Origin of the sequence: Pseudomonas sp. RA_35y_Pfl2_P32 (assembly GCF_963970735.1) — a bacterium.
In the GTDB taxonomy this organism is placed as follows: Bacteria; Pseudomonadota; Gammaproteobacteria; order Pseudomonadales; family Pseudomonadaceae; genus Aquipseudomonas.
The window spans coordinates 231,138-256,619 of record NZ_CAXAQF010000002.1; the positions used below are offsets into that span (position 1 = coordinate 231,138).

General features: G+C 62.7%; 30 protein-coding genes. 18 read left to right on the forward strand and 12 right to left on the reverse strand.

Annotation, left to right across the window (positions count from 1 at the left end):
- The 4 genes from AACY45_RS03095 to AACY45_RS03110 are packed head-to-tail and all read left to right on the forward strand — an operon-like array spanning position 1 to position 2,577.
- On the forward strand, positions 1-435 hold the full coding sequence (locus tag AACY45_RS03095; RefSeq protein WP_339544098.1) for a DUF4426 domain-containing protein: 435 nt from the start codon (positions 1-3) through the stop codon (positions 433-435).
- Entirely contained in the window at positions 432-1,028 is a 597-nt protein-coding gene (rdgB, locus tag AACY45_RS03100; RefSeq protein ID WP_339544099.1) for an RdgB/HAM1 family non-canonical purine NTP pyrophosphatase, read from the forward strand. The genes AACY45_RS03095 and rdgB overlap by 4 nt, the downstream gene beginning before the upstream one ends.
- A complete protein-coding gene (hemW, locus tag AACY45_RS03105; protein ID WP_339544100.1) occupies positions 1,025-2,230 on the forward strand; it encodes a radical SAM family heme chaperone HemW in 1,206 nt (401 codons plus the stop codon). Before rdgB ends, hemW begins: the two co-directional genes overlap by 4 nt.
- Before the next feature lie 23 nt (positions 2,231-2,253).
- Entirely contained in the window at positions 2,254-2,577 is a 324-nt protein-coding gene (locus AACY45_RS03110; protein WP_339544101.1) for a DUF3392 domain-containing protein, read from the forward strand.
- Positions 2,578-2,696: 119 nt separating this feature from the next.
- Here the strand turns inward: AACY45_RS03110 and trmB are convergent, their stop codons facing one another.
- The 4 genes from trmB to AACY45_RS03130 all read right to left on the reverse strand — a co-directional run bounded on the left by trmB (position 2,697) and on the right by AACY45_RS03130 (position 4,946).
- Positions 2,697-3,422, reverse strand: a complete 726-nt coding sequence (gene trmB / locus AACY45_RS03115) for a tRNA (guanosine(46)-N7)-methyltransferase TrmB (RefSeq protein WP_166592519.1) — start codon at positions 3,420-3,422, stop codon at positions 2,697-2,699.
- Between the two features lie 9 nt (positions 3,423-3,431).
- Entirely contained in the window at positions 3,432-4,226 is a 795-nt protein-coding gene (locus tag AACY45_RS03120; RefSeq protein ID WP_166592520.1) for a thiazole synthase, read from the reverse strand.
- A 67-nt stretch (positions 4,227-4,293) separates the two neighbouring features.
- Positions 4,294-4,494 (reverse strand): sulfur carrier protein ThiS, encoded by a 201-nt coding sequence (gene thiS, locus AACY45_RS03125; RefSeq protein ID WP_339544102.1) that lies wholly within the window; start codon positions 4,492-4,494, stop codon positions 4,294-4,296.
- A gap of 71 nt (positions 4,495-4,565) precedes the next feature.
- A complete protein-coding gene (locus tag AACY45_RS03130; RefSeq protein ID WP_339544103.1) occupies positions 4,566-4,946 on the reverse strand; it encodes a DUF423 domain-containing protein in 381 nt (126 codons plus the stop codon).
- Between the two features lie 74 nt (positions 4,947-5,020).
- On the opposite strand from AACY45_RS03130, the gene mtgA reads away from it, so the two are divergent.
- Positions 5,021-5,743 (forward strand): monofunctional biosynthetic peptidoglycan transglycosylase, encoded by a 723-nt coding sequence (mtgA, locus tag AACY45_RS03135; RefSeq protein WP_339544104.1) that lies wholly within the window; start codon positions 5,021-5,023, stop codon positions 5,741-5,743.
- A 189-nt stretch (positions 5,744-5,932) separates the two neighbouring features.
- Here mtgA and rpoH read toward each other — a convergent pair whose 3' ends face one another.
- The 4 genes from rpoH to ftsY form a co-directional block, all read right to left on the reverse strand.
- Positions 5,933-6,787, reverse strand: coding sequence for an RNA polymerase sigma factor RpoH (gene rpoH, locus AACY45_RS03140; protein ID WP_166592524.1), 855 nt, complete (start codon positions 6,785-6,787; stop codon positions 5,933-5,935).
- Between the two features lie 112 nt (positions 6,788-6,899).
- A complete protein-coding gene (gene ftsX / locus AACY45_RS03145; RefSeq protein ID WP_339544105.1) occupies positions 6,900-7,922 on the reverse strand; it encodes a permease-like cell division protein FtsX in 1,023 nt (340 codons plus the stop codon).
- Entirely contained in the window at positions 7,919-8,590 is a 672-nt protein-coding gene (gene ftsE, locus AACY45_RS03150; protein ID WP_339544106.1) for a cell division ATP-binding protein FtsE, read from the reverse strand. Before ftsE ends, ftsX begins: the two co-directional genes overlap by 4 nt.
- Complete coding sequence (gene ftsY / locus AACY45_RS03155; protein WP_339544107.1) at positions 8,587-10,134, reverse strand: signal recognition particle-docking protein FtsY; 1,548 nt, start codon at positions 10,132-10,134, stop codon at positions 8,587-8,589. Before ftsY ends, ftsE begins: the two co-directional genes overlap by 4 nt.
- A gap of 344 nt (positions 10,135-10,478) precedes the next feature.
- Here ftsY and AACY45_RS03160 point away from each other — a divergent pair, with 344 nt between their 5' ends.
- The 8 genes from AACY45_RS03160 to AACY45_RS03195 all read left to right on the forward strand — a co-directional run bounded on the left by AACY45_RS03160 (position 10,479) and on the right by AACY45_RS03195 (position 17,305).
- Positions 10,479-11,840, forward strand: coding sequence for a M16 family metallopeptidase (locus AACY45_RS03160; RefSeq protein ID WP_339544108.1), 1,362 nt, complete (start codon positions 10,479-10,481; stop codon positions 11,838-11,840).
- Complete coding sequence (locus tag AACY45_RS03165) at positions 11,833-13,323, forward strand: M16 family metallopeptidase (protein ID WP_339544109.1); 1,491 nt, start codon at positions 11,833-11,835, stop codon at positions 13,321-13,323. The genes AACY45_RS03160 and AACY45_RS03165 overlap by 8 nt, the downstream gene beginning before the upstream one ends.
- Positions 13,323-13,934, forward strand: coding sequence for a 16S rRNA (guanine(966)-N(2))-methyltransferase RsmD (gene rsmD / locus AACY45_RS03170; protein ID WP_339544110.1), 612 nt, complete (start codon positions 13,323-13,325; stop codon positions 13,932-13,934). Before AACY45_RS03165 ends, rsmD begins: the two co-directional genes overlap by 1 nt.
- Before the next feature lie 135 nt (positions 13,935-14,069).
- The gene (locus tag AACY45_RS03175; RefSeq protein WP_339544111.1) at positions 14,070-14,261 is read left to right on the forward strand and encodes a hypothetical protein; all 192 of its coding nucleotides are present in this window, start codon (positions 14,070-14,072) and stop codon (positions 14,259-14,261) included.
- A 70-nt stretch (positions 14,262-14,331) separates the two neighbouring features.
- Entirely contained in the window at positions 14,332-15,342 is a 1,011-nt protein-coding gene (locus AACY45_RS03180; protein ID WP_339544112.1) for a hydrolase, read from the forward strand.
- Between the two features lie 4 nt (positions 15,343-15,346).
- Entirely contained in the window at positions 15,347-16,180 is an 834-nt protein-coding gene (locus tag AACY45_RS03185; RefSeq protein ID WP_339544113.1) for an AraC family transcriptional regulator, read from the forward strand.
- A gap of 79 nt (positions 16,181-16,259) precedes the next feature.
- Positions 16,260-16,979, forward strand: coding sequence for an AzlC family ABC transporter permease (locus tag AACY45_RS03190; protein ID WP_339544114.1), 720 nt, complete (start codon positions 16,260-16,262; stop codon positions 16,977-16,979).
- Positions 16,976-17,305 carry an AzlD domain-containing protein gene (locus AACY45_RS03195; protein ID WP_339544115.1) on the forward strand — a complete coding sequence of 110 codons (330 nt, stop codon included), beginning with the start codon at positions 16,976-16,978 and terminating at the stop codon, positions 17,303-17,305. The genes AACY45_RS03190 and AACY45_RS03195 overlap by 4 nt, the downstream gene beginning before the upstream one ends.
- 3 nt (positions 17,306-17,308) lie before the next feature.
- On the opposite strand, the gene AACY45_RS03200 is transcribed toward AACY45_RS03195, so the two are convergent.
- Both AACY45_RS03200 and AACY45_RS03205 read right to left on the reverse strand, forming a co-directional pair.
- Complete coding sequence (locus AACY45_RS03200; protein ID WP_339544116.1) at positions 17,309-18,163, reverse strand: sulfurtransferase; 855 nt, start codon at positions 18,161-18,163, stop codon at positions 17,309-17,311.
- A gap of 34 nt (positions 18,164-18,197) precedes the next feature.
- Positions 18,198-18,869 carry a TetR/AcrR family transcriptional regulator gene (locus tag AACY45_RS03205; protein ID WP_339544117.1) on the reverse strand — a complete coding sequence of 224 codons (672 nt, stop codon included), beginning with the start codon at positions 18,867-18,869 and terminating at the stop codon, positions 18,198-18,200.
- Between the two features lie 146 nt (positions 18,870-19,015).
- Here AACY45_RS03205 and AACY45_RS03210 point away from each other — a divergent pair, with 146 nt between their 5' ends.
- From AACY45_RS03210 to AACY45_RS03230, 5 genes are all read left to right on the forward strand, one after another.
- Positions 19,016-20,446, forward strand: a complete 1,431-nt coding sequence (locus AACY45_RS03210) for a coniferyl aldehyde dehydrogenase (RefSeq protein ID WP_339544118.1) — start codon at positions 19,016-19,018, stop codon at positions 20,444-20,446.
- 26 nt (positions 20,447-20,472) lie between these two features.
- Positions 20,473-21,018: a twin-arginine translocation pathway signal protein gene (locus tag AACY45_RS03215; protein ID WP_339544119.1), complete on the forward strand. Its 546-nt coding sequence runs from the start codon at positions 20,473-20,475 to the stop codon at positions 21,016-21,018.
- 44 nt (positions 21,019-21,062) lie between these two features.
- Positions 21,063-22,658: a GMC family oxidoreductase gene (locus AACY45_RS03220; RefSeq protein WP_339544120.1), complete on the forward strand. Its 1,596-nt coding sequence runs from the start codon at positions 21,063-21,065 to the stop codon at positions 22,656-22,658.
- A gap of 115 nt (positions 22,659-22,773) precedes the next feature.
- Complete coding sequence (coaD, locus tag AACY45_RS03225) at positions 22,774-23,253, forward strand: pantetheine-phosphate adenylyltransferase (RefSeq protein WP_040071510.1); 480 nt, start codon at positions 22,774-22,776, stop codon at positions 23,251-23,253.
- A gap of 180 nt (positions 23,254-23,433) precedes the next feature.
- Entirely contained in the window at positions 23,434-23,685 is a 252-nt protein-coding gene (locus AACY45_RS03230) for a YfhL family 4Fe-4S dicluster ferredoxin (protein WP_038358877.1), read from the forward strand.
- An 82-nt stretch (positions 23,686-23,767) separates the two neighbouring features.
- Here the strand turns inward: AACY45_RS03230 and mutM are convergent, their stop codons facing one another.
- Entirely contained in the window at positions 23,768-24,580 is an 813-nt protein-coding gene (gene mutM / locus AACY45_RS03235) for a bifunctional DNA-formamidopyrimidine glycosylase/DNA-(apurinic or apyrimidinic site) lyase (protein WP_339544121.1), read from the reverse strand.
- Between the two features lie 30 nt (positions 24,581-24,610).
- Positions 24,611-25,480, reverse strand: a complete 870-nt coding sequence (locus AACY45_RS03240) for an HDOD domain-containing protein (protein ID WP_339544122.1) — start codon at positions 25,478-25,480, stop codon at positions 24,611-24,613.
- Positions 25,481-25,482 lie beyond the last annotated feature (2 nt).

Here is a 25,482-nt window from a genome sequence, read left to right on the forward strand (position 1 = left end):
ATGAGTCGTCTAGCTCTGTTTGCCTTAACCCTCTGCCTGAGCGTCAGCGCCATGGCGGCCGACGTTATCAAGGGCGAGCGCCAGGAAACCTTTGGCGATGTGACGGTGCATTACAACACCTTCAATTCGACCTTCCTTCAGCCGGACATCGCCAAGGCCGTCGAGCTGATCCGCAGCAAGAACCAGGGCGTGATCAACGTCTCGGTGATCAAGGCCGGCCAGCCCATGGTTGCCAGCGTCACCGGCAGCGTGAAAGACCTGACCAGCAAGACCGTGCCACTGAACTTCAAGCAAGTCACCGAACAGGGGGCGATCTACTACCTCGCCCAGTACCCGGTGGACCAGCAGGAAGTCCGCACCTTTGAGATCAAGGTGCAGACCGGCGACAAGATCAACACCATCAATTTCAACCAAGAGCTTTTCCCCGGCGAATGATCACCTTCACCCAACTCGTACTGGCCAGCCATAACGCCGGCAAACTCAAGGAACTCCAGGCCATGCTCGGCGAATCGGTGCAACTGCGCTCGATTGGCGAGTTCAGCAGCGTGGAGCCGGAAGAAACCGGTCTGTCGTTCGTCGAAAACGCCATCCTCAAGGCCCGCAATGCCGCCCGTATCTCCGGCTTGCCGGCACTGGCCGACGACTCGGGGCTGGCAGTGGACTTTCTCGGGGGTGCGCCGGGCATCTACTCGGCGCGCTACGCCAACGGCCAGGGTGATGCGGCGAACAACGCCAAGCTGCTCGACATGCTCAAGGACGTCCCGGCCGCCGAGCGCGGCGCTCAGTTCGTCTGTGTGCTGGCCCTGGTGCGCCACGCCGATGACCCGCTGCCGATTCTCTGCGAAGGGCTGTGGCACGGGCGCATCCTGACCCAGGCCAGCGGCGAACACGGCTTTGGCTACGACCCGCTGTTCTGGGTACCGGAGCGTGACTGCTCAAGCGCCGAACTGAGCCCGGCCGACAAGAACCTCATCAGCCACCGCGCCCGCGCAATGGATTTGCTGCGCCAGCGTCTGGGCCTGAAATGACCCACGAACCCTGCGCGTTGCCGCTGATTGTCGGTGGCGCCGCGCCATCGCCCCGGGCCGCCCTGCCTACGCTGCCGCCCCTGGCGCTGTACATCCACATTCCGTGGTGTGTGCGCAAATGCCCCTATTGCGACTTCAACTCGCACACCGCCAGCCCCGTGCTGCCGGAAGAAGAGTACGTCGACGCCCTGCTGGCGGACCTCGATCAGGACCTGCACGCGGTCTACGGCCGGGAGCTGAGTTCGATCTTCTTTGGTGGCGGCACCCCGAGCCTGTTCAGTGCCGTGGCCCTGGGCCGATTGCTCAAGGGTGTGGAACAACGCATCCCGTTTGCCAGTGACATCGAAATCACCCTGGAGGCCAACCCGGGCACCTTCGAGCAGGAGAAGTTCGTCGCCTACCGGGCGCTGGGTATCAATCGCCTGTCGATCGGCATCCAGAGCTTCCAGCAGGAAAAACTCCAGGCCCTGGGCCGCATCCACAACGGCGACGAAGCCATTCGCGCCGCCGGCATGGCGCGCCAGGCCGGGTTCGACAACTTCAACCTGGACCTGATGCACGGCTTGCCCGATCAGTCCCTGGACGACGCCCTGGATGACCTGCGCCAGGCCATCGCCCTCAAGCCCACCCACCTGTCCTGGTACCAGCTGACGCTGGAACCCAATACGGTGTTCTGGAACCAGCCGCCGACGTTGCCGGAAGACGACACCCTGTGGGACATCCAGGAGGCCGGCCAGGCATTGCTGGCCGAGCACGGCTACGCCCAGTACGAAGTCTCGGCTTACGCCCAGGCCGGCCGTGCGGCGCGGCATAACCTCAACTACTGGAGCTTTGGCGACTTCATCGGCATTGGCGCCGGCGCCCACGGCAAGCTGAGCCATCCGGACGGGCGCATCGTACGCACCTGGAAGACCCGCCTGCCCAAGGACTACCTCAACCCGGCCAAGCGCTTCAAGGCGGGCGAGAAAGCCCTGACCAATGACGAGCTGCCGTTCGAGTTCCTGATGAATGCCTTGCGCCTGACCGAAGGTGTCGAGGCGCGACTGTACCCGGAACGTACCGGGCTGACCCTGGAAAGCCTGGCCGAAGGCCGTCGCGAGGCCGAACAAAGTGGTTTATTGCAGGTCGAACCGTCACGTCTGGCGGCGACCATGCGCGGACAACTGTTCCTCAATGACTTGCTGCAGAATTTTCTGAGCTGATTTTCAGAACTAAGGGAAAACGAATGGATTTGGTACTCGACCTGCTCGCCACCGTGTCTCGCTGGAGCCGCGGTAACCTGTCGGAAATCTCCCTGGCATTGGTGGGCTGCTTGCTGGTGCTGTTTGGCGCGGATTTCAAAGGCTGGGTCGAGCAACGCCTGGGCAACATCGCCGGTGCGTTGCGCGTGCCGATGATGGCCCTGCTGTGCGTGATCGGCAGCGGCGCCTCCCTGATCTACGCCACGCCCTGGATCGTCAAGGGCCTGAGCCAGTTCAACAACTACAGCCTGGCACCGGTGTTGCTGGTGGTGCTGGTGTTGATTGGCGTAGTTGCAGACCGCCGCTAACCCTGCGCCCTATACAAATCCACTGTAGGAGCGAGCTTGCGCGCGATGGTCGCAAACGAAAACGCGGGGTATCTGAAGCCCCCGCGTTAATGTGTAGTTTTTCGCGAGCGCGCTCGCTCCTACAACAGCTTCTCGAACTTCAAGTCCCACACCCCATGCCCAAGACGTTCGCCGCGGCGTTCGAACTTGGTGATCGGGCGCTCGGCCGGGCGTGGCACGCACTTGCCGTCTTCGGCCAGGTTGCGGTAACCCGGCGCGACGTTCATCACTTCCAGCATGTATTCAGCGTACGGCTCCCAGTCGGTGGCCATGTGCAACACACCGCCAACCTTCAACTTGCTGCGCACCAGCTCAGCGAAGGACGCCTGGACGATCCGGCGCTTGTGGTGACGGCTCTTGTGCCATGGGTCCGGGAAAAACAGCATCAGGCGATCCAGGCTGTTGTCCGCCACGCAGCGGTTGAGCACTTCGATCGCATCACAATCGTAGACCCGCAGGTTGGTCAGGCCCTGGGTCAGCACGCCATTGAGCAGCGCACCCACACCCGGACGGTGTACTTCGACCCCAATGAAGTCCTGGTCCGGCGCAGCCGCGGCCATTTCCAACAGCGAGTGGCCCATGCCAAAGCCGATTTCCAGCGAGCGCGGGGCCGAGCGGCCGAACACCTGGTCAAAGTCCACCGGCGCGTCGGCCAATGGCAGGACGAACAGCGGCGTGCCCTGCTCCAGGCCCTTTTGCTGGCCTTCGGTCATGCGCCCGGCGCGCATCACAAAACTCTTGATGCGGCGGTGTTGGCGCTCTTCGCCTTCTTCCGTCTGGATAGGCGTGTCGTTCGATTCAGTCATCAATGGCTCTTACTTGATCAGACCATCCAGCGGCGAGGAGGCGCTGGCATAGAGTTTTTTCGGCATGCGGCCGGCAAGGTACGCCAGGCGACCTGCCACAATCGCGTGTTTCATGGCTTCGGCCATCATGATCGGTTGCTGGGCGTGGGCGATGGCCGAGTTCATCAGCACCGCTTCGCAGCCCAGTTCCATGGCGATGGTGGCGTCGGATGCCGTACCGACACCGGCATCCACCAGCACGGGCACCTTGGTTTCTTCGAGGATGATCTGCAGGTTGTACGGGTTGCAGATCCCCAGGCCGGAACCGATCAGGCCGGCCAGCGGCATGATCGCGATGCAGCCGATGTCCGCCAGTTGCCGGGCGATGATCGGGTCATCACTGGTGTAGACCATCACGTCGAAGCCTTCCTTGACCAGCGTTTCGGCGGCCTTGAGGGTTTCGATCACGTTGGGGAACAGGGTTTTCTGGTCGGCCAGCACTTCCAGCTTCACCAGATTGTGCCCGCCGAGCAGCTCACGGGCCAGGCGACAGGTGCGCACGGCCTCGATCGCGTCGTAGCAACCGGCGGTGTTCGGCAGGAAGGTATAACGCTCTGGCGAGAGCACGTCGAGCAGGTTCGGCTCGCCCTCGTTCTGGCCCAGGTTGGTGCGGCGCACGGCGAAGGTGACGATCTCAGCACCCGAGGCTTCGATGGCCAGGCGGGTTTCTTCCATGTCACGGTACTTACCGGTACCTACCAGCAAACGCGACTGGTAAGTACGACCGGCCAGGACGAAAGGCTTGTCGCTGCGAACGTTGCTCATCGGAAATCCTCTGGTGGGGTGAGGGTCTTGCACAATGCGGGTGGGGCGCGGCTATCGCTGCAGGCGACTAGCCGCCACCGATGGCATGCACCACTTCGACCGAGTCGCCTTCGGCGAGGGGGGTGTCAGCGTGCTGGCTGCGCGGGACGATATCCAGGTTGAGCTCGACCGCCACCCGGCGACCGGTCAGGTCCAGACGGGTCAGCAGGGCCGCAACGGTTTCACCGTCGGGCAGTTCAAAGGATTCGCCGTTCAACTGAATGCGCATGCCGGATGCCGCCATCATTTTTAGGGGCCAGCATTCTAGCCCGATCATGACCTAAAGGTCAGCTACAAGTGTCAGGCGCTAACTTGCAAGCGCCAGGCGGTAATGCCCAGCAGCAGCCAGCCCACGAGGAATGCCAGGCCACCAAACGGGGTGACGATCCCCAGCTTGCTGATGCCGGTCAGGGTCAGCAGGTACAGGCTGCCGGAAAACAGCAGGATGCCCATGGCAAAACAAATGCCCGCCCAGGTCACCAGGCGTCCGGGAATCTGTGTGGCCAGCAGGGCGACACCCAGCAGCGCCAGGGTATGGACCAGTTGATAGGTGACGCCGGTATGAAAAATCGCCAGGTATTCGCTGCTCAAGCGACCCTTGAGGCCATGGGCGGCAAACGCGCCCAGGGCGACACCGGTAAAACCGAAAAAAGCGGCCAGCATCAAAAAGCCACGCAACATGGGGAACTCCAGTCAGACTCATCGGGCAGGGTCTGTATAATGGCCCGCTCGACGGGTTCGGCCAAGCCATCTCTATGCTGCCAATATTTGTGCGCCGCTTCATGAAAACCCTGCTCTGGTTTGCCGGCGGCAGCGTAGTGCTGGTCCTGCTGTTGCGTTTTATCCCGCCACCGGGGACTGCACTGATGGTCGAGCGCAAGATCGAGTCCTGGTTCGATGGCGAGCCCATCGACCTGCAGCGTGACTGGCAGTCCTGGGACAACATCAGCGACGACCTGAAAGTCGCGGTGATGGCCGGCGAGGACCAGAAATTCCCCGAGCACTGGGGTTTTGACTTCGGGGCGATCCAGGCCGCGCTGGCCCACAACGAACGTGGCGGCTCGATCCGGGGCGCCAGCACCCTGAGCCAGCAAGTGGCGAAGAACCTATTCCTCTGGTCCGGCCGCAGTTGGCTGCGCAAAGGCCTGGAAGCCTGGTTTACCGCACTGATCGAAATGTTCTGGCCCAAGCAGCGGATTCTCGAGGTGTACCTCAATAGCGTGGAGTGGGATGCCGGCGTGTTTGGCGCCGAGGCTGCAGCGCGCCATCACTTCGGCGTCAGCGCCCGCTCATTGAGCCGCCAACAGGCCAGCCTGCTGGCGGCCGTGCTGCCGAATCCGCGGGTGTACAGCGCCAGCCATCCGAGCGCCTATGTGGCCCGGCGTGCCGGCTGGATTCGCCAGCAGATGAGTCAACTGGGCGGCGATAGCTACCTGATCGGCCTCAATGATTCGCGCAAGGCGCTCTGGGCATATTAACCACAACACTGAAGATCCCGTGGGAGTGAGCCTGCTGACGATGGCAGTTGGTCAGTCAACACTGAGGCTGAATGTACTGACGTCTTCGCGAGCAGGCTCGCTCCCACAGAGGTCTAGGGTGAGACTGAAAATGGGCACAAACAAAAATGCCCCGATCAACGATCGGGGCATTTTGCACTGCGCCGCAGGTTAGGCGGCGATCGACAACTTGAGCTTGTTCATCGCGCTCTTCTCGAGCTGACGGATCCGCTCGGCCGACACGTTGTACTTCTGCGCCAGGTCGTGCAGCGTGGCTTTTTCTTCTGCCAGCCAGCGCTGGTAGAGGATGTCGCGGCTGCGGTCGTCCAGTACATCCAGCGCCTCGTGCAGGTTGCTGGTGGAGTTGTCGCTCCAGTCCGCATCCTCCAGTTGACGGGCCGGGTCGTACCGGTGGTCTTCCAGGTAGTTGGCTGGCGACTGGAAGGCGCTGTCGTCGTCCGCCTCGGCGGCCGGATCGAAGGCCATGTCATGACCGGTCAGGCGGCTTTCCATCTCGCGCACTTCCCGCGGCTCTACGCCGAGGCTTTCAGCCACACGATGGACTTCTTCGTTGTTCAGCCACGCCAGGCGTTTTTTCTGGCTGCGCAGGTTGAAGAACAGTTTGCGCTGGGCCTTGGTGGTCGCCACTTTGACGATGCGCCAGTTGCGCAGGATGAACTCGTGGATTTCCGCCTTGATCCAGTGCACGGCAAAGGACACCAGGCGCACACCCATTTCCGGATTGAAGCGCTTGACCGCTTTCATCAGGCCAACGTTGCCTTCCTGGATCAGGTCAGCCTGGGCCAGGCCGTAGCCGCTATAGCTACGGGCGATATGCACAACAAAACGCAGGTGGGCGAGCACCATCTGCCGAGCCGCCCCCAAATCCTGCTCATAGTAGAGACTCTCGGCCAGTTCACGCTCCTGCTCTGGCGTCAGCAATGGAATGCTGTTGACCGTGTGCACATAGGCCTCCAGGTTTGCGCCTGGGACCAGAGCATAAGCAGGTTGCAAAGAAGTGGTCATACGAAAAAACCTCCGACTCACATAACTCGTGCAGTTCAGCACTGCGAAAATTGACCGGAAACCGAAGGACAAGTTCCCCTACACGCTGAAAGGATATACAAGCAAAAAGACACTATTTCGGTGCAAGCTCTCTCAAATGGCGTGCTACCGCAATCCACGCACCGATATAACCCAACAACACCGCACCAAGCAAGAGCGACAGACCATCGGCTGCCGGCACACCCGCCAGGGCAAAATTACTGCCATACAGGCCGGCCAGCCCGGTGACCGCATCATTGAGCCAGTTCAGGCCAAATGCCAGGACACCCCAGGAAAGAACCCCAGCGCCAAAGCCATAAAGCGCCCCCATATACAGAAAGGGCCTACGCACATAGCTATCAGTGCCGCCGACCAGTTTAATCACTTCTATCTCGGTGCGGCGGTTTTCAATATGAAGACGAATGGTATTGCCTATCACCAAAAGTAATGCAGAAACCAGCAACACCGTCAGGCCGAAGACAAACCGCTCGCCCAGCTTGAGAATCGCCGCCAAGCGCTCGACCCAGACCAGGTCAAGTTGCGCCTGCTGCACCTTCGGCAGCTCGGACAAACGCTGGCGCAAGCCTTCCAGGGTCGCCTTGTCGACTTCCTTGGGGGTCACCAGCACCACGCCCGGCAACGGGTTTTCCGGCAACTCCTTGAGCGCCTCGCCCAGCCCGGACTGCTGCTGGAACTCCTGCAGCGCCTGCTCACGGCTGATGTACTCGGCCTCGGCCACGCCCGGCATGGCCTTGATCTGCTCACGCAATTGATCGCCTTCGCTGGCGCTGGCATCCAACTGCAGGTACAGGGAAATCTGCGCTGCACGCTGCCAGGAGCCACCCAGGCGCTCGACGTTACTCAGCAAAAGTGACAGCCCCATCGGCAAGCTCAGGGCTACCGCCATCACCAGGCAGGTAAAGAAGCTGCCGATCGGTTGCTTGCCCAGGCGGCGCAAGCTGTCGAGCAGGCTGGCGCGATGGCTTTCAATCCAGGCACGCAACAGGGTGCTGAAATCCGGGCCATCGTCTTCGTCGTGTTTTTTCTTCTGCGGCTGTGGATCGGCGGCCTTGGGGGCCACGCGCTCGGAAACCTTCGGGCTGCGTGTCGCACTCATACCCCGGCCTCCCCGTCGCCGATCAATCGGCCACGCTGCAGGGTCAGCATGCGGTGACGCATACGAGCGATCAGCGCCAGGTCGTGACTGGCGATCAGCACGCTGGTGCCCAGGCGGTTGATGTCTTCGAACACACCCATGATTTCGGCCGCCAGGCGCGGGTCAAGGTTACCGGTCGGTTCATCCGCCAGCAGCAAGGCCGGGCGATGGACGATGGCGCGGGCAATGCCGACACGCTGTTGCTGGCCGGTGGACAGGTCGCCCGGGTAGAGGTCGGTCTTGTCCGAGAGCGCCACGCGCTCCAGGGCCGAATCCACGCGCTTGATGATCTCGGCTTTGGACAGGCCAAGAATCTGCAGCGGCAGCGCGACGTTGTTGAACACCGTGCGATCGAACAACAACTGGTGGTTCTGGAACACCACGCCGATCTGCCGGCGCAGGAACGGGATCTGCGCGTTGCTGATGGTGGCCAGGTCCTGGCCGGCCAGCAGCAACTTGCCGGTAGTGGGACGCTCCATCGCCAGCAACAAACGCAGCAGGGTACTTTTACCGGCACCCGAGTGCCCGGTGACAAACAAAAACTCGCCCCGACGGACTCGAAAGCTCAGCTCATGCAAGCCGACGTGACCGTTCGGATAGCGCTTACCGACCTGTTCGAAACGAATCATGAACGCTCCCGCTCGGCAAACAATGCCTGGACAAAGGGTTCTGCTTCAAAGGTACGCAAGTCATCGATGCCTTCACCAACACCGATGTAGCGAATCGGCAAACCAAACTGCTTGGCCAGGGCGAAGATCACCCCACCCTTGGCGGTACCGTCGAGCTTGGTCAGGGCCAGGCCGGTCAGGGCGACCGTCTGGTTGAATTGCTTGGCCTGGTTGATCGCGTTCTGCCCGGTGCCCGCGTCGAGAACCAGCAGCACCTCGTGCGGGGCCTCGGCGTCGAGCTTGCCGATGACCCGGCGAACCTTCTTCAACTCTTCCATCAGGTTGTCTTTGGTGTGCAGGCGACCGGCAGTATCGGCAATCAAGACGTCGATGTTGCGCGCCTTGGCCGCCTGCACCGCATCGAAGATCACCGACGCCGAGTCGGCACCGGTGTGCTGGGCGATCACCGCAATGTTGTTGCGCTCGCCCCAGACCTGCAATTGCTCGACCGCGGCCGCGCGGAAGGTATCACCCGCCGCCAGCATGACTTTCTTGCCTTCGAGTTGCAGCTTCTTGGCCAGCTTGCCAATGGTGGTGGTCTTGCCGGCGCCGTTGACGCCCACCACCAGGATCACGAATGGTTTGTTCTGCGAGGTAATTTTCAGCGGCTGCTCGACAGGCTTGAGCATGGCCGCCAGTTCCGCCTGCAGGGATTTGTACAGGGCGTCGGCGTCGGCCAACTCCTTGCGCGCCACCTTCTGGGTCAGGCGCTGGATGATCACCGACGTGGCCTCGACGCCCACATCGGCGGTCAGCAGACGGGTCTCGATGTCTTCGAGCAATTCATCATCGATGATCTTCTTGCCCAGGAACAGGCTGGCCATGCCCTCGCCAATGCTGGCACTGGTTTTCGACAGGCCTTGCTTGAGGCGGGCGAAAAAGCCGGTCTTGGTTTCTTCACTGCGCGCCGGCTCAACGGCCACCGGCTCTGGGACAACCGGGGTAACGGGTGCGGGCGCGACCACAACGGGAGCGACCACCGGTGCCGGCTGCGGCTCTGGCTCTGGCTCTGGCTCTGGCTCTGGCGCCAGCTGCGGCTGCGGCTGCGGCGCGACGAACGCGGCGATGACCGGTTGCGGCAAGTCCGGTTCGTCAACGGTCAGCGGTTCGACCAACGGCTTGGCGTCGACCACCAGCAATTCGACGGCTTGCTGCACCACGGTAGGCGCGGGAATCGACGGGGTAACGTGCGGCGCCTGCACGTCTTCAACCAAGGCCACCGGCTCTTCAGGGACCGGCAGGGTCAACCACGGTGTGTGCACCGGTTCTGACACGGGCGCAGGCTCAACCACCGGCGGCAACACCGGCTCGACCAATGGCAATACGACAGGGGCTACTGTTTCGGTCACCGGCGCGGCGTCTACTACCGGCTCTGGCGCCACCTCAGGCAGTGGCTGTGGCTGTTCGACGACGGGTTCCTGCGGTTTTTTGCGCAGCCACCCGAACAGGCTTTTTTTCTCGCCAGCCGCAGCTGGGTTCTTCTTGTCGTCGTTGGAACCAAACATGGAGGACGGCTATCTCACGGTAGCGACGCGCCAATGGCGCCTCGGCAATTGAATATTCGATGCAGAACAGACTGTGTTTCACTCAGCTTGTTCACGCGCAACATTTTGTCGAGGTGCTCAACGGCACCTCAAAGCTCGACTAATACCAAGAACTGAAACGGTATTTTCGGCGAAAACGCAGAGTTTAGCTGACAAACCCAAAGCTTCTTGCGCAAACCCATACAACCTACTGACCGATCAATGGCCTCATAGGCGTGGCCGCCAGTAAAACGGATCAGTATCCTAGCACCTCCTCGCCCGCCGACGCTAAGACCAAGCGGGCAGCCCAACAGGTTAAAAAACGAATGAATGCTCTAGCCCGCCGCGCTGCTGGCCTGCTGCTCAGCACAGTTTGTCTGCCCTTCGCAGCCCTGGCTGCCGCCCCCCAACCGACCCACGAATTCACCCTCGACAATGGCCTGAAGGTCATCGTGCGTGAAGATCACCGTGCGCCCGTGGTGGTTTCCCAGGTCTGGTACAAGGTTGGCTCCAGCTACGAAACCCCGGGGCAGACCGGTTTGTCCCACGCCCTGGAGCACATGATGTTCAAGGGCAGCGAGAAAGTCGGCCCTGGCGAGGCGTCGCTGATCCTGCGCGACCTGGGCGCCGAAGAAAACGCCTTCACCAGCGATGACTTCACCGCGTACTACCAAGTGCTGGCCCGTGATCGCCTGGCCGTGGCCTTCGAGCTTGAAGCCGACCGCATGGCCACCCTGCGCCTGCCGGCCGACGAGTTCAGCCGCGAGATCGAAGTGATCAAGGAAGAGCGCCGCCTGCGCACCGACGACAAACCGATGTCCAAGGCCTACGAACGCTTCAAGGCCATGGCCTACCCGGCCAGCGGCTACCACACGCCGACCATCGGCTGGATGGCCGACCTCGACCGCATGAAGGTCGAGGAGCTGCGTCACTGGTACGAGTCCTGGTACGCCCCGAACAACGCGACCCTGGTGGTCGTCGGCGACGTGACCCCGGATGAAGTCAAAACCCTGGCCCAACGCTACTTCGGCCCTATCGCCAAGCGCGCCGTGCCAGCGGCGAAAATTCCCCTGGAGCTGTCCGAGCCCGGCGAGCGGCAGATCACCCTGCACGTGCAGACCCAACTGCCGGCCCTGATGCTGGCCTTTAACGTTCCGAGCATTGCCACCACCCAGGACAAACGCTCGGTCAACGCCTTGCGCCTGATTTCCGCCCTGCTCGATGGCGGCTACAGTGGGCGCATCCCGACCCAGCTGGAGCGCGGTGAAGAGCTGGTCTCCGGCGGTTCGTCGAGTTACGACGCCTACACCCGTGGCGACAGCCTGTTCACCCTGTCGGCAACCCCCAACACCCAGAAGCAGAAAACCATGGCTCAGGCGCAGGCCGGCCTGTGGAAACTGCTTGAACAACTGAAAACCACTGCACCTTCCACTGAAGAACTGGAACGTGTACGGGCCCAGGTGATTGCCGGCCTGGTCTACGAGCGTGACTCGATCACCAGCCAGGCCACCGCCATCGGCCAGCTGGAAACCGTCGGCCTGTCCTGGAAACTGATGGACACCGAACTGGCCGAACTGGAAAGCGTGACCCCGCAAGACATCCAGAACGCCGCCCGCACCTATTTCTCCCGCGAACGTCTGAGCGTTGCGCATGTACTGCCACTGCCCCAGGAGAACGCGCATGAGTGAGATCAACAAGTCACGGGTGGCCCTGGTCGCCCTGGCCGTCGTCGCGCTCGCCGCGTCGGCCGTCTTCTATGTAATCCGCCCAGGCGAGATCAACGCCAGCGAAGCCCTGGACAAGGCCAAGTCGAGCCAGAAGCTGCAATCGCTGGCCGAGCTCGACGGCAAGGCGCCGAGCCGGCGCACCCTCGACGTGCAGACCTGGAACACCGCCGAAGGGGCCAAGGTGCTGTTCGTCGCCGCGCCTGAATTGCCGATGTTCGACCTGCGCCTGATTTTCGCCGCCGGCAGCAGCCAGGACGGCGACAAACCGGGCCTGGCGATGCTGACCAACGCCATGCTCAACGAAGGTGTCGCCGGCCAGGACGTCAGCCAGATCGCCCAGGGCTTCGAAGGCCTGGGTGCCGACTTCGGCAATGGCGCCTACAAGGACATGGCCATTGCCTCGCTGCGCAGCCTGAGCGCCGTGGACAAGCGCGAATCCGCCCTCAAGCTGTTCGCCGAAGTAGTGGGCAAACCGACCTTCCCGGCCGACTCCCTGGCCCGGATCAAGAACCAGATGCTCGCCGGCTTTGAATACCAGAAGCAGAACTCGGCCAAGGTTGCCACTCTGGAGCTGATGCGCCGCCTGTATGGCCAACATCCTTACGCCCACGCCAGCGATGGTAACGCGCTGAGCATCCCGGACATCACCCTGGCGCAACTCAAGGCCTTCCACGCCAAGGCCTACACGGCCGGCAACGTGGTGATCGCACTGGTCGGTGACCTGTCGCGCGCTGACGCCGAGGCGATTGCCGCCCAGGTGTCCGCCGCCCTGCCCAAGGGCCCGGCGCTGGCGAAAATCCCCCAGCCTGAGGAACCCAAGCCCGGCACCAGCCGCGTCGAGTTCCCGGCCAAGCAGACCAACCTGATGCTCGCGCAATTGGGCATCGACCGTGACGATCCGGACTACGCCGCCGTCTCCATGGGCAACCAGATTCTCGGTGGCGGCGGTTTCGGCACCCGGTTGATGAGCGAAGTACGGGAGAAACGTGGCCTGACCTATGGTGTGTACTCGGGCTTTTCGCCGATGCAGGCCCGCGGCCCGTTCCTGATCAACCTGCAAACCCGCGCCGAAATGAGCGAAGGCACGCTCAAGTTGGTGCAGGACGTCATGGCCGACTACCTTAAAACCGGGCCGACCCAGAAAGAACTCGATGACGCCAAGCGCGAACTTGCGGGCAGCTTCCCGCTGTCGACGGCCAGCAACGCCGACATCGTCGGCCAACTGGGCGCCATGGGTTTCTACAATTTGCCGCTGAGCTACCTCGAAGACTTCATGCAGCAGTCGCAGAACCTGACCGTCGAGCAAGTGACCGCGGCCATGAACAAACACTTGAGCATGGATAAAATGGTGATCGTCACCGTCGGTCCTACCGTGCCGCAAAAGCCGTTACCGGCCCCTACTGACAAACCTTCCGAGCAGCCGCTCGGGGTTCCGGAGCATTAATGGCCACTCGCCCTAAAAAACCCGTGCACAACGTCCACAACGGCGTGAACCAGCTACGCATCATCGGTGGTGAATGGCGCAGCCGCCGCCTGAGCTTCCCCGACGCCCCAGGCTTGCGCCCGACGCCGGACCGCGTGCGTGAGACCCTGTTCAACTGGCTCGCGCCCTATGTCGCCGGGGCCAAGGTGCTCGATCCGTTCGCCGGCAGCGGTGCGCTGTTCCTCGAAGCGCTGTCCCGTGGCGCCGCCATGGGCCAGGCATTGGATGCCAGCAGCCTGGCGGTGTCCAGCCTGAAGGAACACCTGGGCACCCTGCGCTGCACCGTCGGCCAGGTACAGACCGCCGACGCCCTGCGCTACCTGGAGACCCAGCCAGCAATCGCCTACGACCTGGTCTTCCTCGACCCGCCGTTCAACCAGAACCTGCTGCCCGCCGTGTGCTCGCTGCTGGAAGAACGCCAGTGGCTGGCCGACGACGCCTGGATCTACACCGAAAGCGAAAACGCGCCATCGACCCTCGACCTGCCAGGCGCCTGGCGCCTGCACCGGGAGCAGAAATCCGGACGGGTGTATTACGCCCTGTGGCATCGCCTCGTGGAACAATCCGCCTGATGACCGGCCTGGGCAGTCACCCAGACTGCCCAGGCCCTGGCCGCACTCAAGATACATAGTTAATACCCGGCGCCTCTTGGAATCCGCGACATTGATTGCACGTCTTTCACGTCAATCAACCAGGATGCACAACCAATGAACATCTACTGCAGCGCCCTGCTGCTTCTGAGTGGGCTGATGCCCATGATGGCGCTCACGGCCAGCGCATCGACCAGCCACGGGTTCACCGGCCTGGCGCCAAGCACAACCCAGCAGGCCCTGCCGGAACCCGTCGATCGAGCGGACCCGGGCATGTGTCGCGCTGACGAAGAGATTGTGGCAAGTTAGTTTTCCCGTTGCACCGGCAGAACGGGCCCTTCGTTCTGCCACCCTGCCCATCCGCACCAACGAGATCGTCGTGCCCCAACCCTCACCCGCACCGGCAAAACCCTTCACCCCGGCATTTGGCCTCGGCAATCCGCACCTGCAAACCCTGTGGGGGCCGCTCTGGCGCAAGACCACCCACCTGGACCGGCAACGCGAACGCCTGTGGCTCGACGACGGCGACTTCCTCGACCTCGACTGGCACGGCCCGCACAGCGTCGACGCGCCCCTGGTACTGGTGCTGCATGGGCTGACCGGCTCCTCCAATTCGCCCTATGTCGCCGGCCTGCAACGTGCCCTGGCCGCGCAAGGCTGGGCCAGCGTCGCACTGAACTGGCGCGGCTGCTCGGGCGAACCGAACCTGTTGCCACGCAGTTACCACTCCGGCGCCAGCGAGGACCTCGCGGCGGCCATCAACCACCTGCGAGCTACGCGCCCCCTGGCCCCGCTGTATGCGGTCGGCTATTCCCTGGGGGGCAACGTGTTGCTCAAACACCTGGGTGAAACCGGCAGCGCCAGCCAGTTGGTGGGTGCGGTGGCGGTCTCGGTGCCCTTTCGCCTGGACCAGTGCGCCGATCGCATCGGCCAGGGTTTTTCCAAGGTCTATCAGGCGCACTTCATGCGCGAAATGCTGGCGTACATCAAGAACAAGCAGCGCCAGTTCCTCCAGGACGGACGCCATGAAGGCCTGGCGACCCTGGCCAGCCTCGGCTCGCTGGACAAGATGCGCACCTTCTGGGACTTCGACGGCCGGGTCACCGCGCCGCTGCACGGCTACGCCGACGCCCAGGACTACTACCGTCGCGCCTCCAGCCGCTACTTCCTCGGTGAAATCCGCACCCCGACCCTGATCATCCAGGCCGCCGACGACCCCTTTGTCTACCCCCACAGCCTGCCGGAAGCCGGCGAACTGTCGGCCTGCACCTCCTTTGAGCTACAGGCCAGGGGTGGGCATGTCGGATTTGTCGACGGCACCTTGCGCACCCCGGGTTATTACCTGGAACGGCGCATCCCCCAGTGGCTGGCCCAGGGAGGTCGCGGGTAAGGCCATGGACCGTCACTCGGGCGAGTCGATCCGCTTCTGGCAAACCGACCCTTTGGCCGGGGTCGAACTGCTGTCGGCGCGCTACATCGAGCAACGCTTCGTCCCCCATGTGCACGACGGTTTTGTGATCGGCATGATCATGGCGGGCGCCCAGCGCTACCGCTATCGCGGTGCCGAACACCTGGCCGGCAGCGGCACCCTGGTGGTGATCAACCCGGACGAACTGCACACCGGGCACAAGGGCACCGAGGATGGCTGGCTGTACCGGGCGTTCTACCCGGACAACGGGCAAATCCTCGGACTGCTGGCCGAACTCGAATTGCCCACCCACCGCTTGCCAGACTTCGGCGCCACGCTGTATCGCGACCCGGACCTGGTCAGCGGTTTCTGTCAGTTGCACCGCTTGCTGGAGAGCCCGGCCAGCGCCCTGCAACAACAAACCCTGTGGCGGGAAATGATGCTCTCGTTGCTGCAGCGCCATGCCGCCGTGGCCATGCCGGGGCAACCAGGCCGGGAACACCGCGCCATCGCCCGGGCCAAGGAATTGCTGCACGCGCAACTGGCGGCACCGCCGTCACTGGAAGCGCTCGCGGCGGCGGTCAACCTGTCACCCTTCCACTTCGCCCGGGTGTTTCGCCACGCCACCGGCATGCCACCGCACACCTGGCTGATGCAACAGCGCATTGCCCAGGCCCGGGCGTTACTGCGCGAAGGCTGCCTGCCGCTGGCGGTCGCCACACAACTGGGGTTTGCCGACCAGAGCCATTTGACCCGGCAATTCAAGAAGGTCTACGGCGTCGGCCCCGGCGCCTACCGCTCTGCCAGAATGGCCCCGTAGGAACCGAGGGAAATCTGCAAGATCGTTCAAGACGACTGTTTGTCGCGTCGCGCAAGATGCCGACACAAGGAGCGTCTCCATGACCCGTCAGCATCTATATTCCCGTGGTATCCGCGACAGTTTCGCCATGGCGGTAGGCATTCTGCCGTTCGGCCTGATCTTCGGCACCCTGGCCGGCGCGGCGGGCCTGACGCTGTGGCAGGCGGTCGGTATGTCACTGCTGGTGTATGCCGGCTCTGCGCAACTGATCGCCCTCAGCCTGCTGGGCACTGGCGCCAGCGTGCTGGTGATCCTGTTGACCACCTTCATCGTCAACCTGCGTCACGTGCTGTACAGCGCCACCCTGCAACCCCATGTCGGCCGTCTGCCACAGCACTGGCGCCTACTCCTGGCCTTCTGGCTGACCGATGAAACCTTTGCCGTGGTCCAGCGGTTTTACCTGCTACACGGCGACAAGCCCCTGGCGCAGTGGTACTGGCTGGGCGTCGCCAGCTCGCTGTATGCCTGCTGGGTGGGCAGCTCGCTGGCCGGCGTACTGTTTGGCCAGGCGGTGCCTGACCTGGCGAGCTGGGGCCTGGAGTTCGCGATGCTGGCGACCTTTATCGGGATTGTCGTGCCGCTGCTGCGCAACCAGCCGCAAATTGCCGCAGCCCTGGCCGCCGGCGCCGTGGCCCTGGCCACCCTGCACTGGCCCTACAAACTGGGCCTGATGGCCGCGGCGCTCAGCGGGATCGCGGTGGGCGTGCTGCTGGAGCGCCGCCAGTTGCAGCAACACCCCACCAGGGAGCTGCGCTCATGAGTTACGGGTGGCTGATTCTGGGAATGATGGCGATCACGTTTGCCCTGCGCTATAGCCTGTTCGCCTGGCCCAACCTGAAGTTCCCGCCGCTGGTGCGCCAGGGGCTGCACTACGTACCGACGGCGGTACTGACGGCCATTGTGGTGCCCGGGATGTTGTTACCCGATGGCCAGCACTGGGCGCTGACCATGAACAATGCCTATCTGCTGGCGGGGTTGGCAGCCATCGCCATCGCAGCCACCACCCGCCACCTGTTGGCGACCATCGGCGGCGGCATGCTGGTGTTCTTTGGCCTGCGCTGGATGCTGGGGCAGTTACCGCTTTGAGGCTTAATCGCCGGTGGCAATCGCCCGCTGCGGATCGGTGATCCATTCGCTCCACGAGCCAGCGTACAGCGCCCCCAACGGGTAGCCGGCGAGGCACAGGGCAAACAGGTTATGGCAGGCGGTCACACCCGAACCGCAGTACGCCACCAGTTCGCTCGGCGAACGCTGCGCCAGCTTCTCGGCAAACCGCTGCTGGAGTTGCGCGGCCGGCAGAAAGCGCCCGTCCGGCCCCAGGTTTTCGGTGAAGGCCGCACATGACGCGCCCGGGATGTGCCCGGCCACCGGATCGATCGGCTCGACCTCGCCGCGAAACCGCGGCAGCGCCCGGGCATCGAGCAGGGTCAGCTCCGGGCGGACGAGGCGTTGCTGCAGTTGGTCGGCGCTCAAGACCATGGCCGCGTCCGGGGTACCGCTGAACGTGCCGCGGCTGTTGCCCGGCGCATCCAGGCTCAGGGGCAGGCCGGCGGCATGCCAGGCCTTGAGGCCACCGTCGAGAATAAACACGCCGTCACGCTTGCCCAGCCACGCCAGCAGCCACCAGACCCGGGCCGCATACGCACCCGGACCGTCGTCATACAGCACCACTTGACTGTCGTTGTCGATGCCCCAGGCTTGCAGGCGCTCAATCAGGGCCTGGGGGTCCGGCAGTGGGTGTCGTCCCGTGACCCCCTTGATCACCGGCCCACTGAGGTCACGCTCCAGATCGGCAAACGAGGCGCCGGCGATATGCCCTTCGGCATAACTGCGCTGGCCATAGTCCGGGTCCTCGAGGGCAAAACGACAATCCAGAATTACCAGAGCGGCCTGATTCTTTTTCTGGTCCAGGGCAAGGGGGCTGATCAGTTGCGCGATGGGCATAGCGGGCTCCTGTGAGGTAAGTCTTGGCGCGATCCTACTGCACTTCTTCGAGGGCCTGGCCCAACGGCACGTAAAACTCCTCGAACAAGGCGTCGATTTCCTCGCGCGATTGCTCGGTGACAAACCCGGCTTCCAGCACCAGCACCTGGTACACGCCACGTTTAATGGCCTGCTCACTGAGGTGGCTGGAGTTTTCTCGGGTGGTACACAGAAAACGCACCCAGGACGTCAGGATGATCCAGGCATTGAGCGTCAGGGATTCGATCTGCACTTTGTCCATGGCGAGGATGCCGGCGTTGACGAAACCGGCGTAGATCGCCGAGCCCTGGATCAGGCAGCGCTGGGAAAAGCGGCGATAACGGGCCGCCAACTCAGGATCATTGTCCAGCAGGTGTTCCAGGTCACGGTGCAGAAACCGGTAGCGCCACATCGCGTCCAGCAGTTCCTGCAAGTAGTAACGCTTGTCTTCGACCGTGGCGGCGCGCCCTTGCGGCGGGCGCAGGAAGCTTTCCACCAGGGCCTCGTACTCACTGAACAACACGGCGATGATCGCCTGCTTGTTGGGGAAGTGGTAGTACAGGTTGCCCGGGGATATCTCCATGTGCGCGGCGATATGGTTGGTGCTGATGCTGCGCTCACCCTGCTGGTTGAACAGCTCCAGGCTGTTCTGCACGATGCGCTCGCTGGTTTTTATTCGTGGGGCCATGGCTTGAGCTTTAATTCTGCTGTGCGTTGCGGGCATCTTACGACCTATCCGTCGGCGGATAAATCATCGCTTCCCGGGGAAGTCATTTGACTTTTTAGAGCATAGACTCTAAAAACTTCTCCATTATAAAAAAACCTGGAGCTACCATGACCGCCGACATTGCCTACCTGCAAGACTCCCAGCAGCCATTGAGTGAGCTTCACGACCTGTTTAGCGCCCAGCGCCAGGCGTATGCCGCTAACCCGATGCCACCGGCGGCCCAGCGCCAGCAATGGCTCAAGGTGTTGAGCGACGTGCTGAGTGACCAGCGCCAGGCCTTGATCGACGCGATCAGCGCAGACTTCAGCAACCGCAGCGCCGATGAAACCCTGCTCGCCGAACTGATGCCGAGCCTGCATTGCATTCATTACGCCAGCAAACACCTCAAGGGCTGGATGAAAGCCTCGCCGCGCAAAGTCGGCGTGGCCTTCCAGCCGGCCAAGGCCAAGGTGGTCTACCAACCGCTGGGGGTGGTCGGGGTGATCGTGCCGTGGAACTACCCCCTGTACCTGGCCATCGGCCCGCTGGTGGGCGCCCTGTCCGCGGGCAACCGGGTGATGCTCAAGCTCAGCGAATCCACCCCGGCCACCGGCAAGCTGCTTAAGTTCCTGCTGGGCCAGATCTTTCCCGAGGACCTGGTGACCGTGGTGCTGGGCGAGGCCGAGGTGGGCATGGCGTTTTCCAAACTGCCGTTCGACCACCTGCTGTTCACCGGCGCCACCAGCATTGGCAAACACGTGATGCGCGCGGCGGCCGAAAACCTGACGCCGGTGACTCTGGAACTGGGTGGCAAATCCCCGGCCATCGTCTCCCGCGACGTGCCGCTCAAGGATGCCGCCGAACGCATCGCCTTCGGCAAGACCCTGAATGCCGGGCAAACCTGTGTCGCTCCGGACTATGTGCTGGTGCCGCAGGACCGGGTCGAATCCTTCGTCGAGGCCTATCGCCAGGCCGTGCGCAGCTTCTATCCGACCCTGGCGGACAACCCGGACTACACCGCCATCATCAACCCACGCCAACTGGCGCGACTGCACAGCTACCTCAGTGACGCGAGCGCCAAGGGCGCGCAGTTGATCCCGCTGTTCGAGCAAGACCAGGACCGGCGCATGGGCCACAGCGTGCTGCTCAATGTCAGCGACGAGATGATCGTGATGCAGGACGAAATCTTCGGCCCACTGCTGCCGGTCGTGCCCTACACAACCCTGGACCAGGCGTTTACCTACATCAATCAACGACCGCGTCCACTGGCGCTTTACTACTTCGGCTACAACAAGGCCGAACAGAATCGCGTACTCCAGGAAACCCATTCCGGCGGTGTCTGCCTCAACGACACCCTGCTGCACGTTGCCCAGGACGACATGCCATTTGGCGGTATCGGTGCCTCCGGCATGGGCCATTATCACGGCCGGGAAGGTTTCCTGACGTTCAGCAAAGCCAAGGGTGTGTTGATCAAGCAGCGCTTCAACGCCGCCAAGTTGATCTACCCACCCTATGGCAAATCAATCCAGAAGCTGATCCAGAAACTGTTCATCCGCTGACCCTTCACTGCCGGGTAAAAACAATAATGAACCCAAGCTTTTCCGATGCTCCCGCGCTGTCACGGCGCGGCCTGCTCAAATTCAGCCTCGGCGCCAGCGCCTTCCTCGCCACCGCGGGCCTGGGCGCCAGCCTCAGCGGTTGCTCGGCCAGCAGCCCGGCCAACGGTTTTGCGATTATCCGCGACGGTGACCTGGGATTTTTGCGGGCACTGTTGCCGGTGATGCTTGAAGGCGCGGTGACGGCCGAACAACGCCCCGCGGCCATCGAACACACCCTGCGCAGCCTGGACCAGGGCCTCAATCACTTGTCGCCGCAAATGCTCAAGCTGACCCAGCAACTGTTCGACGTGCTGGGCATGGCGGTCACCCGCGGACCATTGACCGGCATCTGGGGCAGCTGGGAAAACGCCAGCAGCGAGGCCATTCGCCACTTCCTGCAACGCTGGCAGAACAGCTCATTAAACCTGCTGCGCATGGGCCACAGTTCGATCCTGCAATTGGTGATGATGGCCTGGTACAGCCGCGCCGAGTCATGGACCCATTGCGGCTACCCAGGACCACCCAAGGTCTGAGATCCAGGCACCTTCACCCCCTAAAAAATATAAGAGAGCCCCCGATGCCCGTACCCGATCCGTTCCGCGAAGGCATGGCCCGCGGCTGGAAAACCTACAACGGCTCACAGCTGGCCAATGACCTGACCCTGGAAGCCGACATCGCCATCATCGGCAGCGGCGCGGGCGGTGGCACCACGGCCGAGATGCTCAGTGCAGCCGGCTACAAGGTGCTGTTGATCGAAGAAGGCCAGCTCAAGACCAGCAGCGACTTCAAGATGCTTGAAGACCAGGCCTACGCCAACCTCTACCAGGAGGGCATCGGGCGCATGAGCAAGGACGGTGCGATCACCATCCTGCAGGGCCGCGCGGTAGGCGGCACGACGCTGATCAACTGGACCTCGAGCTTTCGAACCCCCGAGCCGACCCTCGAACACTGGGCCAGGGAACATGACGTCAAGGGCCACAGCCCGGCGGACATGGCGCCCTGGTTCGAGAAAATGGAACAACGCCTCGGTGTCGCGCCCTGGCTGGTACCGCCCAATGCCAACAACGAAGTGATCAAGAAAGGCTGCGAGCAACTCGGCTACAGCTGGCACGTGATTCCGCGCAACGTGCGCGGGTGCTGGAACCTCGGCTATTGCGGCATGGGCTGCCCGACCAATGCCAAACAATCGATGATGGTCACCACCATTCCCGCGACCCTGGAAAAAGGCGGCGAGCTGCTGTACCTGGCTCGCGCCGAACAGCTGTTGATCAAGGACGACCAAGTCACCGGCCTGCTGTGCGTGGCCATGGATGAACGCTGCGTGGCACCGACTGGCCGCACCATTACCGTCAAGGCGCGGCACTATGTGCTGGCCGGTGGCGGGATCAACAGCCCGGCGCTGTTGCTGCGGTCCAAGGCGCCCGACCCTCACGAGCGCCTCGGCAAGCGCACCTTTCTGCACCTGGTGAACATGTCTGCCGGGCTGTTCGATGAGGTCATCAACCCGTTCTACGGCGCGCCGCAGTCAATTTACTCCGACCACTTTCAATGGCAGGACGGCGCCACCGGCAAAATGTCCTACAAACTCGAAGTGCCGCCGCTGCACCCGGCCCTGGCGGCGACCTTGTTCGGCGGCTTCGGTACCCAGAACGCGGCGCACATGCAGCAACTGCCCCATACCCACGCGATGCTCGCCCTGCTGCGTGACGGTTTTCACCCGGACAGCAGTGGCGGCAGCGTCGAGCTGCGCGACGACGGCAGCCCGGTGCTCGACTATCAGGTCTCCGACTACGCCTGGAACGGTCTGCGCCGGGCCTTTCACAGCATGGCCGAGATCCAGTTCGCCGGTGGTGCCAAGGCCGTCATGCCGATGCACGCCGATGCGCGCTACGTGAACAGCCTCGCGCAAGCCCGCACCCTGATCGACGGCCTGAGCCTGGAGCTGTATCGCACTCGCCTGGGCAGTGCCCACGTCATGGGCGGTTGCGCCATGGGTGAAGACCCCGCCCACGCCGTGACCGACAGCCTCGGGCGGCATCATCAATTGCGCAATCTGTCGGTGCACGACGGCTCGCTGTTCCCCACCAGCATTGGCGCCAACCCGCAACTATCGGTCTACGGACTGACCGCGCAACTGGCCAGCGCCCTGGCCGAACGCCTGCGAAACCCATGAAAAAACTGCCTATTCGCCGGGTCTATAGTGCGTTCTTAGCCCAATGGTGACTTGGCCGACCGGGAAGGCTGCGATACCATCCGACTCCCCAACGGATTCCCGCCAGGACGACGCGATGAACCGAGTGTTGTACCCAGGTACCTTCGACCCTATTACCAAGGGCCATGGCGATCTGGTCGAACGCGCCGCGCGCCTGTTCGACCATGTGATCATTGCTGTCGCCGCCAGCCCCAAGAAAAACCCGCTATTTCCCCTGGAACAGCGTGTGGAGCTGGCCCGCGAGGTCACCAAACATTTGCCGAACGTCGAAGTCGTCGGCTTTTCGACGCTGTTGGCGCATTTCGCCAAAGAGCAGAATGCCAATGTATTCCTGCGTGGTTTGCGTGCGGTGTCGGATTTCGAGTACGAATTCCAGCTGGCCAACATGAACCGCCAGTTGGCCCCGGACGTGGAAAGCCTGTTCCTGACGCCGTCCGAGCGCTATTCGTTTATTTCTTCGACGCTGGTCCGTGAAATTGCAGCCCTGGGCGGCGATATCACCAAATTCGTCCACCCGGCCGTGGCCGATGCTCTTACACTCCGGTTCAAGAAATAGACCCCGACTGTAGGAGCTGGCTTGCCAGCGGAAAACGTCAACGATTACGCAGCGCTATCAGAAAGTACACAGCGCCCTGACGTTTTTCGCGAGCAAGCTCGCTCCTACAGCGTCAATGCGGCACAATTGCACGCATTAGTTTTCAGATGCCCGGGCCGACGACCCTGGCTGGAGTCCCCAATGTCCCTGATCATCACCGACGATTGCATCAACTGCGACGTCTGCGAACCCGAGTGCCCGAACGCCGCCATCTCCCAGGGCGAAGAGATCTACGTGATCGACCCGAACCTGTGCACCCAGTGCGTTGGCCACTACGACGAGCCGCAATGCCAGCAGGTCTGCCCGGTCGATTGCATTCCGCTGGACGAAGCCCATCCGGAAACTGAAGAACAGTTGATGGAAAAGTACCGGATCATTACCGGCAAGGCGTAAGGGCCCCATCGCGAGCAAGGGGGGCTCACCGACGAATCACTGTGGGATATGAGGCCATCAGCCCCCCGCCGCCACACCCGAATCAGCGCTGACACCTGGGGCAAAACACACTCGCCCGCTGCCCCAGCTTCACCTCGCGAAGCTCTGTCCCACAGACCTTGCAGCCCTCGCCGCCCCGGCCATAGACGAACAGTTCCTGCTGGAAATAACCCGGCTGGCCGTCACCGCCCACGAAGTCGCGCAAGGTGGTGCCGCCACGCTCGATGGCGGCAGCCAGGATGCGCTTGATCTCGATCGCCAGCTTCAGGTACCGCGCCCGGGAGATGCCCTTGGCCTCGCGGCGCGGGTCGATCCCGGCGGCGAACAGCGCTTCGGTCGCATAGATATTGCCCACCCCCACCACCACCGCGTTGTCCATGATGAACGGCTTGACCGCCAACGAACGCCCACGTGACAGCTGAAACAGGCGCTCGCCGTCGAACAGGTCCGTCAGCGGCTCCGGCCCCAGGCGCAACAGCAATTCGTGGTTGAGCGGATCGAGGCTCCAGAGCATCGCTCCGAAGCGGCGCGGGTCGGTGTAGCGCAAGGCCAGGCCGGACTCCAGTTCGATGTCCACGTGCTCATGCTTGGCCGCCGGCAGACCGATTTCCACCAGGCGCAGATTCCCCGACATACCCAGGTGACTGATCAAGGTGCCGACCTCGGCGTTGATCAGTAAATACTTGGCACGTCGCTCCACCAGCACAATGCGCTGCCCGGACAGGCGTACATCGAGGTCTTCGGGGATCGGCCAGCGCAGGCGCCGCTCACGTACCACCACCCGGCTGACGCGCTGGCCTTCCAGGTAGGGCGCAATGCCGCGGCGGGTGGTTTCGACTTCCGGCAATTCAGGCATGGCGTACTCGGCTCAGGAAAGGTCCGGCGCTCAATGGTGCGCGCCGAGCTCTCGGATCGTCTGTTTGAGGTTCTCGAAGTCGTAGTCCGACAGCCCGACATAGTCGAGCACCAGGTGCCCGATGCTGTCCCACTCGTGGTCTTCGGTCTGGTTGCCCAGCACCCGGTAAGAGGCACAGATGTGTTCCGCCATCTTGAGGATCGCCAGCAGGTTCTTCAACTGGCTGTTGCGCGAGGACTCGTCGCTGAAGATCGCCAGCGCGTTGTGGTGATTGGCGATGGCGTGGCTCACATGCTCCGGCAGGCGCCAGGATTTTGCCGTGTAATAGCCGACCACTGCGTGGTTGGTGTTGAAGGCATGGTTCTCCGTGTCCACCACCCGGCAATCGGCGCCGGCGTTGGCATAAGCCTGCTCCAGCACCACCATATAGTTGGGGAACCGCTTGAGCATCAGCGGCACGCCACAGTCGTGGAACAGGCCCAGGGCATAGGCTTCGTCCACCGCTTGCGAGCCGATGCGCTTGGCCAGACTGAGACTGGTCATGGCCACGTCCTGCGCCGTATCCCAGAAACGGTTGAGGGTGACGATGGTGTCGTCGTTCATCTCGCCCTTGATCGACTGCGCGTTGATCATGTTGATCACCGAGCGGCTGCCCAGCAGATTCACCGCCCGCTGGATCGAGGCAATCTTGTTGCTCAGGCCGAAATACGGCGAGTTGACGATTTTCAACAGCGCGCCGGAGAGACCCGGGTCCTGGGAGATCAGCTTCGCGATCACTTCAAGGTCCGGGTCCGGCATGTACTGCTCCATCTGCAAATCCACCATGATTTGCGGTTGAGGCGGAACACTGATGCCTTGCAGGGCCTGCTGAATCTGTTCGGAAGATAGCTCTTGGGACATAA

Excerpts from the sequence above, each read along its gene's own strand:
- AACY45_RS03095 (WP_339544098.1), top strand. The coding sequence starts at position 1 with ATGAGTCGTCTAGCTCTGTTTGCCTTAACCCTCTGCCTGAGCGTCAGC.
- rdgB (WP_339544099.1), top strand. The coding sequence starts at position 432 with ATGATCACCTTCACCCAACTCGTACTGGCCAGCCATAACGCCGGCAAA.
- hemW (WP_339544100.1), top strand. The coding sequence starts at position 1,025 with ATGACCCACGAACCCTGCGCGTTGCCGCTGATTGTCGGTGGCGCCGCG.
- AACY45_RS03110 (WP_339544101.1), top strand. The coding sequence starts at position 2,254 with ATGGATTTGGTACTCGACCTGCTCGCCACCGTGTCTCGCTGGAGCCGC.
- trmB (WP_166592519.1), bottom strand. The coding sequence starts at position 3,422 with ATGACTGAATCGAACGACACGCCTATCCAGACGGAAGAAGGCGAAGAG.
- AACY45_RS03120 (WP_166592520.1), bottom strand. The coding sequence starts at position 4,226 with ATGAGCAACGTTCGCAGCGACAAGCCTTTCGTCCTGGCCGGTCGTACT.
- thiS (WP_339544102.1), bottom strand. The coding sequence starts at position 4,494 with ATGCGCATTCAGTTGAACGGCGAATCCTTTGAACTGCCCGACGGTGAA.
- AACY45_RS03130 (WP_339544103.1), bottom strand. The coding sequence starts at position 4,946 with ATGTTGCGTGGCTTTTTGATGCTGGCCGCTTTTTTCGGTTTTACCGGT.
- mtgA (WP_339544104.1), top strand. The coding sequence starts at position 5,021 with ATGCTGCCAATATTTGTGCGCCGCTTCATGAAAACCCTGCTCTGGTTT.
- rpoH (WP_166592524.1), bottom strand. The coding sequence starts at position 6,787 with ATGACCACTTCTTTGCAACCTGCTTATGCTCTGGTCCCAGGCGCAAAC.
- ftsX (WP_339544105.1), bottom strand. The coding sequence starts at position 7,922 with ATGAGTGCGACACGCAGCCCGAAGGTTTCCGAGCGCGTGGCCCCCAAG.
- ftsE (WP_339544106.1), bottom strand. The coding sequence starts at position 8,590 with ATGATTCGTTTCGAACAGGTCGGTAAGCGCTATCCGAACGGTCACGTC.
- ftsY (WP_339544107.1), bottom strand. The coding sequence starts at position 10,134 with ATGTTTGGTTCCAACGACGACAAGAAGAACCCAGCTGCGGCTGGCGAG.
- AACY45_RS03160 (WP_339544108.1), top strand. The coding sequence starts at position 10,479 with ATGAATGCTCTAGCCCGCCGCGCTGCTGGCCTGCTGCTCAGCACAGTT.
- AACY45_RS03165 (WP_339544109.1), top strand. The coding sequence starts at position 11,833 with ATGAGTGAGATCAACAAGTCACGGGTGGCCCTGGTCGCCCTGGCCGTC.
- rsmD (WP_339544110.1), top strand. The coding sequence starts at position 13,323 with ATGGCCACTCGCCCTAAAAAACCCGTGCACAACGTCCACAACGGCGTG.
- AACY45_RS03175 (WP_339544111.1), top strand. The coding sequence starts at position 14,070 with ATGAACATCTACTGCAGCGCCCTGCTGCTTCTGAGTGGGCTGATGCCC.
- AACY45_RS03185 (WP_339544113.1), top strand. The coding sequence starts at position 15,347 with ATGGACCGTCACTCGGGCGAGTCGATCCGCTTCTGGCAAACCGACCCT.
- AACY45_RS03190 (WP_339544114.1), top strand. The coding sequence starts at position 16,260 with ATGACCCGTCAGCATCTATATTCCCGTGGTATCCGCGACAGTTTCGCC.
- AACY45_RS03195 (WP_339544115.1), top strand. The coding sequence starts at position 16,976 with ATGAGTTACGGGTGGCTGATTCTGGGAATGATGGCGATCACGTTTGCC.
- AACY45_RS03200 (WP_339544116.1), bottom strand. The coding sequence starts at position 18,163 with ATGCCCATCGCGCAACTGATCAGCCCCCTTGCCCTGGACCAGAAAAAG.
- AACY45_RS03205 (WP_339544117.1), bottom strand. The coding sequence starts at position 18,869 with ATGGCCCCACGAATAAAAACCAGCGAGCGCATCGTGCAGAACAGCCTG.
- AACY45_RS03210 (WP_339544118.1), top strand. The coding sequence starts at position 19,016 with ATGACCGCCGACATTGCCTACCTGCAAGACTCCCAGCAGCCATTGAGT.
- AACY45_RS03215 (WP_339544119.1), top strand. The coding sequence starts at position 20,473 with ATGAACCCAAGCTTTTCCGATGCTCCCGCGCTGTCACGGCGCGGCCTG.
- AACY45_RS03220 (WP_339544120.1), top strand. The coding sequence starts at position 21,063 with ATGCCCGTACCCGATCCGTTCCGCGAAGGCATGGCCCGCGGCTGGAAA.
- coaD (WP_040071510.1), top strand. The coding sequence starts at position 22,774 with ATGAACCGAGTGTTGTACCCAGGTACCTTCGACCCTATTACCAAGGGC.
- AACY45_RS03230 (WP_038358877.1), top strand. The coding sequence starts at position 23,434 with ATGTCCCTGATCATCACCGACGATTGCATCAACTGCGACGTCTGCGAA.
- mutM (WP_339544121.1), bottom strand. The coding sequence starts at position 24,580 with ATGCCTGAATTGCCGGAAGTCGAAACCACCCGCCGCGGCATTGCGCCC.
- AACY45_RS03240 (WP_339544122.1), bottom strand. The coding sequence starts at position 25,480 with ATGTCCCAAGAGCTATCTTCCGAACAGATTCAGCAGGCCCTGCAAGGC.